This is a genomic window from Anaerosporobacter sp., assembly GCF_965301125.1.
On sequence record NZ_CBDLAM010000187.1, the window covers coordinates 1 to 7,190 of the forward strand.

The 7,190-nt window shown below is 31.5% G+C and carries 5 protein-coding genes; all 5 read right to left on the reverse strand.

Features of this window, described 5'->3' with window-relative positions; genetic code table 11:
• On the reverse strand, positions 1–306 hold a 306-nt coding region (locus ACW2QF_RS16095), incomplete at its 3' end, for a Dps family protein (protein ID WP_455717029.1).
• 168 nt (positions 307–474) lie between these two features.
• Positions 475–2,754 carry an ABC transporter permease gene (locus ACW2QF_RS16100; RefSeq protein ID WP_455717030.1) on the reverse strand — a complete coding sequence of 760 codons (2,280 nt, stop codon included), beginning with the start codon at positions 2,752–2,754 and terminating at the stop codon, positions 475–477.
• Positions 2,754–3,458, reverse strand: coding sequence for an ABC transporter ATP-binding protein (locus tag ACW2QF_RS16105; RefSeq protein WP_455717031.1), 705 nt, complete (start codon positions 3,456–3,458; stop codon positions 2,754–2,756). Before ACW2QF_RS16105 ends, ACW2QF_RS16100 begins: the two co-directional genes overlap by 1 nt.
• Before the next feature lie 437 nt (positions 3,459–3,895).
• A complete protein-coding gene (locus tag ACW2QF_RS16110; RefSeq protein ID WP_455717032.1) occupies positions 3,896–4,630 on the reverse strand; it encodes a CPBP family intramembrane glutamic endopeptidase in 735 nt (244 codons plus the stop codon).
• Between the two features lie 23 nt (positions 4,631–4,653).
• The gene (locus ACW2QF_RS16115; protein ID WP_455717033.1) at positions 4,654–7,167 is read right to left on the reverse strand and encodes an FtsX-like permease family protein; all 2,514 of its coding nucleotides are present in this window, start codon (positions 7,165–7,167) and stop codon (positions 4,654–4,656) included.
• Positions 7,168–7,190: the final 23 nt, after the last annotated feature.

Genomic DNA, 7,190 nt, shown 5'->3' on the forward strand with positions numbered 1-7,190 from the left:
ATATGTAAAGTCTTCTAATACATTCTTAAGAACTTCATCTCCTGAGATCTTAACATTTTCAGCTTCTTTAATATTGCTAATTTCTAAGTAATCTTTCATTGTTCCAAGAGGTTGACCACCTAACATTAATATTTTCTCAGCAACCTCATCTATTTCGCTATTAACTCCATTATAATATTCTTCTAACTTTCCATGAAGTACGAAGAAATTTTTACCTTTTACATTCCAGTGATAATTCTGTAACTTCCTATATAACACATTTAAATCCGCCAAAAATTCATTTAAATCTTTTATTAATTCTACCATCTTTATCCTCCTAAAATTTAAAAATACTAGTTAGAACTAACTAACTATTGTATATTTTAACATATTTTTGTATTAATATCCATAAAATATAATGATAATTTTTATCAATTTAAGCTTTATTTCATTATATTTTATTATTTCAATCAATTTTCTCTATGTTAAATAAAATTATTCAACGCCCTTTAAAGACGTTACCATATCAAGTTTCTTAAGCTTTCCTGAGAACATAATACTAACAACGATTGAAACCAATAATGTTCCACCTGCACAAAGTAAGAAAGAAGACAGGGATAAAGTAGCCGTCATATCAAAGGAATCCCCCATAATATCAACCATATATTGAACCATAAGTAATCCCGCTGGTGTTCCTGCAATAATTCCAAGTACCGATAACCAAGTGTTTTGAATTAACAGCATCTTTCTTAATTTAGATGAATTAAAACCAACTACTTTAAGTGTCGCCAATTCCTTTTCTCGTTCTGCATAAGCTAATAAACCTAAATTATATAAGATTAGCAATCCTAGTAATGTAGCAACAATGATTAGTATTACAACTAAGATTGTCATAGCTTCCATTGATACAGCCCAAGCTTCTAATAAAGATTCCTTTGTAAACACCTTCTTTATGTGGTCCGAATGAATCTTATCTTCTGCAACATCTGTTGCAATAAAGCTTGGAACGAAATCATACCCGGATTCTTCTACAACTTTTCTTGTAGTTGTAATTCCTGCACCAATTGGCATACGATTTATTACCGTGACTGTTGCTGTTTTCCATTCTTCTGCATCAATTAGATGCCAAGAAATCTCATCACCCGATTTTACTCCTAACGACTCTGCTGTTTTCTTCGTAATAGCAAAATCTAATTCTTGTAGTGTAGTAATATTGAGATTGCTATCCGTTATGCGATATAATCCTTTACTCTCTACTGCTGTGAATCCAAGTGTCTTTTTCTTATCTTTTACTTTAATGATTACAGAATCCTCCATAACTAACTCACCTTGTAGCTCTTTAGATAACGATTCTACATCTTCTAAAGTCGTCTCTTGCTTTAATTCCACCCGATTCTCAAAGTTTTGTATATCCTTGTACAACCAATCTCTCATGTTGTTAAAGGAATCATACATAGAAGCAGAGCAAACTAACAATGCCATACAACATAAGGTCCCTGCAAATCCCATTAAACATCGAATCTTTGATCTGGATAAATCTCTTAAATTATATTGCACAGAGAAACTTAATTTGTTCCAGAATGGTAGTCTTTCGAATATACAACGCTTTCCGGTTTTCGGCGCTGCTGGTCTAAGTGTATCTGCGGGGTTCACTGCTAGAACTCTTCTACAACTTAAATACGTTGTTAACGTACATGCAACAACCGTTATAACACCAACAACGAAAAAGCTAAGACTATACCCGCCCTTCCACTCTGGTAGTGTATAGCCTGAACTCATAGAAGGAATGAATACTTTAGGTAAAGTCACAGGACCAAGGGTGACTCCTAATGTAGCTCCAACTGCAGAGAGCCAAAAACCGTATGCCATATAATGCCTAAGAATCTTTCCTTTCTTTAGCCCTAGTGCTTTCATGGTACCAATTTGTGTTCTTTGGTTATTTACAAGACGATTCATTGTTGTGATAATCGCTAAGATTGCAATTCCCACAAATGCAATTGTGAAGATAATCATCATGGATTCATGCTGTTTCATCTCATCATTTAATTGATTTACTCCTGGTACACTTTCTCTTGTGATAAAGTAGCTATATCCTCCATCCAATGCTTTATCTATCTTATCTTCAAGAGTTTCAACATCGGTAACATCTGTGGTTATTACCATTTGCGTAAAAGGCATTGCTCCTTCTATAGGAAATGCCTTGTAAGAAGTAAATGCAATTCCTACTTTAGAGAAATCTGGTATCATAGCATCATCATTTGTGTAATATGTATATTCTGGCGAATAGATGAGTCCGCCAATTTCCAAAGTAAGTTGATTGCCTTCAATATCAAAGGTATATTCATCTCCTACAGTTAATTCATTAGAATCTGCAAATCTCTTATCTAACCAGACACGCTTACTATCTGCCCCGTCAAATGCATCTCCTTCTACCACCTTAGGTTTACTAATTACATTGTCTTCTTGAAAATATAAGTAGATGGTTGGCTTTTGCTCACTCTCTCCAACTGCTGGCAAGAATAATCTTCTTTGTGCTTCAGTAACTCCTTTGATATCCTTCACTGCATGTAAATCATCTTCTGTAAAATTTTCTCCATAAATCCATGCATCACCTAGATTTGCCTCTTCATTATAGGAGTTTCTAACCTCTCTTATCCCAGCAACTTCTCCTCCAACTCCTGCATAGACATATACACCAAGAAAAGCTAACAAGAATATAGATATAAATTGCATCTTATTCCATTTCATATCTCTGAACATTTTATGTAACAACATCACCAATTCACCTCACTTACTGGAACTGGAGATTCATTTATTCTAATTTCTCTAATTTTTCCACTACGCATGCGAATCACCTTATCTGCACATTGTGCAAAAGCTGCATTGTGCGTAACAATAATAACAGTCTTATTCCTTTCTTTGCACATCTTCTGCAATAGTTCTAAAACAGCTACACCTGTTTCTGCGTCAAGTGCTCCTGTAGGCTCATCTCCAAGAATAATTTTAGGATTTTTACTCAATGCTCTTGCAATGGATACTCTTTGTTGTTCCCCTCCTGATAACTGCGAAGGAAATTTAGTCTTATGCTCCTTTAAACCTACTGCATCTAGTAACTCTGAAGGATCCAATGCATCTTTTACAATTTCTCTTGTAAGAGCAACATTTTCATACGCAGTAAGACTAGGTAATAAATTGTAGAACTGAAATATAAAGCCGATATTCTCTGCCCGAAACCTAGACATCTGATTATCATTCATTGTACTGATTTCTTCTCCATTAATCCTTATGCTTCCACTGGTAGGTTGATCCATACCACCAAGCATATTCAAAACCGTTGACTTTCCAGCTCCCGATTGACCAAGGACTACAACAAACTCACCTTCATCAATTGAAAAATCCACATGATTCACTGCTATTTGCTTACTTTCTCCTACTCCATACTCCTTGACTACATCTTTGAATGTAATTAATTCTTTCATAGATACTCCTCCACTCATTTTGATTTCAACGTATAATAGCATTTTTTGAAACACAAAAAAAATCGAGTATAGTATACTATACTCGAAATAAACGAAAAAAATAGACTTCAAGCATAGCATACTTGCTACACATGAGTCTCGCTATTTAAGACAAGCCAGATGATAAACATCAGGATGTTGACTTGCCACACAATATTGTGCTACCTACTCCCTCACGAGTGACTTCGTTTTCTTTTGTATTAATATGTTACCATAATTTCTCTGATTTATCAATTATTAATACTAATTTTATTTTTGTTCTAGCATTTTGGAATGGTTCGTATTATCTTAAGTAGTCCAAGATAATACCGAGATCAAATACTCCACACTGTAATAATTTAGCTACAGTGTGGGCTTACTTTAATCAAAATAGTATAGCCAACCACAATGAGTTATGATTAAGATACTTGTGAAGTATCATGATATTGTTTATCGTGGTTAGTAGATAATATTGCAATAACGAATAATATAATTGTAATCCCAAATATCATAGCCTTTTCGAGCGAAGTATTTTCTATAAAAGTATCAATATAATTCCATGCTAAATGAACTCCAATCCCAAACCAAATACTCTTTATATTAATACAAATCCAAGAAATTAAAAAACCAAAAGAAAATAGTAAAGCATACGAAAATACCCCACTAATCTCAGTGTTAACAAAATGAAGGAGGCTAAAAATAATTCCTGATATGATTATCGCTGTAACTGTCGAATAATTTTTCTTTATCTTAGCTATTAGATAACCTCTAAATAATACTTCTTCTCCTAATGCAACTAAGAACCAATAGATTACCATTACGTATTCTTTGCTAAGTGATTGAATGCTAATATAAGTAGACTTATTGCCCAAACTATACTGCGAAATACTATAAAGTGCCACTACCATACAAACACCAATTACAAAATAAAGTATAATCCTATACGAATACTTCAATCCTAAATCCTGGAGACTTAGCTTGTCAAAAACTTTTGCACAAAACAAACTAGAAATTACAAATGCAAGGTATCTCATCCCTTCTTTTATTTGTTCGTTCGCAACATTAGAAGTAAGTCTACGTATCACAAATATAGTAATAAGTACAACTAAGAAAAGTCTCATAATTGCCACCACACTATTAATTATTTTACTCATAATCTCCACCTTACTCATATAATCTAATATTCTCTTAATATAGAATTTAGTTTACTAATAGATACCTGTGGCAAAACTAATAACATAGATATTAAAGAGAGTCCTACACCAGCAGCAAGTAAAGTCCACATACTAATTGATTCCTTTACATACTCAACATTTAGAAAAATACGAAGGAACATTCCTGTAAATATATTGCACATTCCAAAAGCAAGAATACCTGCGAATGCACCTATTATTATCGCCTCTATAGCAATCATACTTGCTATCTTTTTATAATTTGCACCCATAATCTTATACAACATCAACTCTTTTCTTCTGCCTAGCATATCAATCAATATAATGTTTGTCATAAATAACAAATAAGATGCCACTGCGATTATAGATATACATTGAAATAAATTCATTTGTTTTCTAATTGTATTATATAAAGACGGCGTCATATCTCTCATGTTTACAATGAAACAATCATCTATCGTACTGTACAGATTTTCTATTGCATTATCCAAATCATATTCATCAATATTTAAATAATATGTTACCGATGTCCAACCAACATCTGATGCAAGTGCTTGAAGCGGAACTTTTATTTCAGATGTATTAACTAATTGCTTTTCATACACACCAATAATTTCATACTCAATAACATTATTATTAATATTGAGTTGAATAACATCGTTGCATTCTAAACCAACTGCATTTGCCAAATTCTCATTAATAATAACAACATTCTTTTTATTATCTGCCTTTTCAAAAGCTCTTCCTTTCAACATTTTTATATTCTCACAGTCTGCTTCATTAATTCCTTCGATTGTTAAATTTCTGATCATCTTTTTATCTTCAATCAGATTTGTTTCATTCGTCGCGTTATTTTCTACTTGTTTTAATATATCTTGATTATTTGCGGATAAAAGTATTGTATTCATCCTTAATGTTTGCGAATATTCTATAATTGAATCCATATTATTTAGTTCATTAGTAATTTTATTTTCATTATTTTTTGAACTGGTTAGTAATACATTATATCCCAATTGGTTATTGATTAGTGCTTCAACACCGGGTAAGATACTTCCCGATATATTCTGGGTTAATCCTATAGAAGCCAATCCAACAAATAAAGTTGATATTATTAGGCACAAGTTTTTTGTGTTCTTCTTCAATCGTTTGATACTCATTGATACTATTGAACAAGACAGTATTGGTATATTGCAAATCCAATTTAATATAGAAAATGTTATCTTCAATAGTAGGAATACTGTACCTGCTAATATTAAAAACAAGGCAATATATAATAGCGTACTCAGATTATTAAAGTAAATAGTAGCCCCAATTGAAACTATAAAACCAATGAATAAAATAGGTTTGAATAATTTAATTTTATTCTCTTTAGACAATTCTGATTCCCGTAATATCATTACTGGATTAAGGCCATTACATAATTTAGCCGGTATAAAAGAAAATATAATGCTAATTCCTAATGAAATAAAGAGTATAGTAAAAATGTCTTGAAAATACTCTGAATAGAATCTAAATTTCATCCCCTCATAAAGTAGATTATTTATCTTATAGGCAAAAAATAATCCTAAAGGAATTGATAAAACATAGGAAGAAAAACCTGTGATGCATGATTCTAATATAATCATAAAGTTCAAGTTTTTCTGTTTCATTCCTAATGTTCGTAGCAAGCAAATTTCTTTCTGTTCATTCTTAATATTCAATACAATCGTACTTGCTATTCCAATTCCTCCCATTATTGTAGCTATTATTCCAATAATACTAATACTTTTCATTAATTGTTTTACTTCTTTTTCGTTTTCTCTAAATAATTGATACGATGTTTTCAACTCGTCCTTTGAAAAAACCTTTTGTAATTCTTTTTCTATCTGATTAACTTTGTTTTCATCTGTCTTTATGTAAACTTTATGAATTGGTATACTACCTTGTGCAAAATAATTTTCTATTTGGTTACTATTAATAAATGCATATCCAAATAGATTCATATCCATGTCTGTCTCATTATCTAGTTCCACAATATTTTTTACTGTGTATTCATCTTTCGTACCTAATGATGGATTAAAGATTTCTATTTTATCATTCTCAGATACATTTAGTTGGTGAGCTAAATTTTTACTTAATATTATTTCGTTATCATTATTACACATATTTGAATACTTTTGTTTCACATAATTTGGATATTGATTAAAATCAACAAATCTTAAAATAAAATTTGTTGATTTGTTCTTGACTTGACATGTAGTTTTCAACCATGTTCCCGTTGAATACTGTACTGTTTCCAATTCCTGAAGTTTGTTTAAGACATCAGACTGCTCCGTATTTAAACTTGCACTATATGGAGTAATACTAATATCACCCCCGTTAAGATATTTTGCATTTTCTCTTTGCTCATTTATATTATTTGTAGTCGACAATTGAATTGCAAGAATAATAGCCAAGCCCATAGCTACAGAAAAGATATTTAATAAGGTTTTAAATTTATTACACTTAAATTTTTGAAATAAGTAGCGTATATAAAACATCTGCATCCCTCCTCTATTCAAAT

Bases quoted from the DNA above. Each gene is read 5' to 3' on its own strand.
- ACW2QF_RS16105 (WP_455717031.1), bottom strand. From the start codon at position 3,458: ATGAAAGAATTAATTACATTCAAAGATGTAGTCAAGGAGTATGGAGTA.
- ACW2QF_RS16100 (WP_455717030.1), bottom strand. From the start codon at position 2,754: ATGTTGTTACATAAAATGTTCAGAGATATGAAATGGAATAAGATGCAA.
- ACW2QF_RS16110 (WP_455717032.1), bottom strand. From the start codon at position 4,630: ATGAGTAAAATAATTAATAGTGTGGTGGCAATTATGAGACTTTTCTTA.
- ACW2QF_RS16115 (WP_455717033.1), bottom strand. From the start codon at position 7,167: ATGTTTTATATACGCTACTTATTTCAAAAATTTAAGTGTAATAAATTT.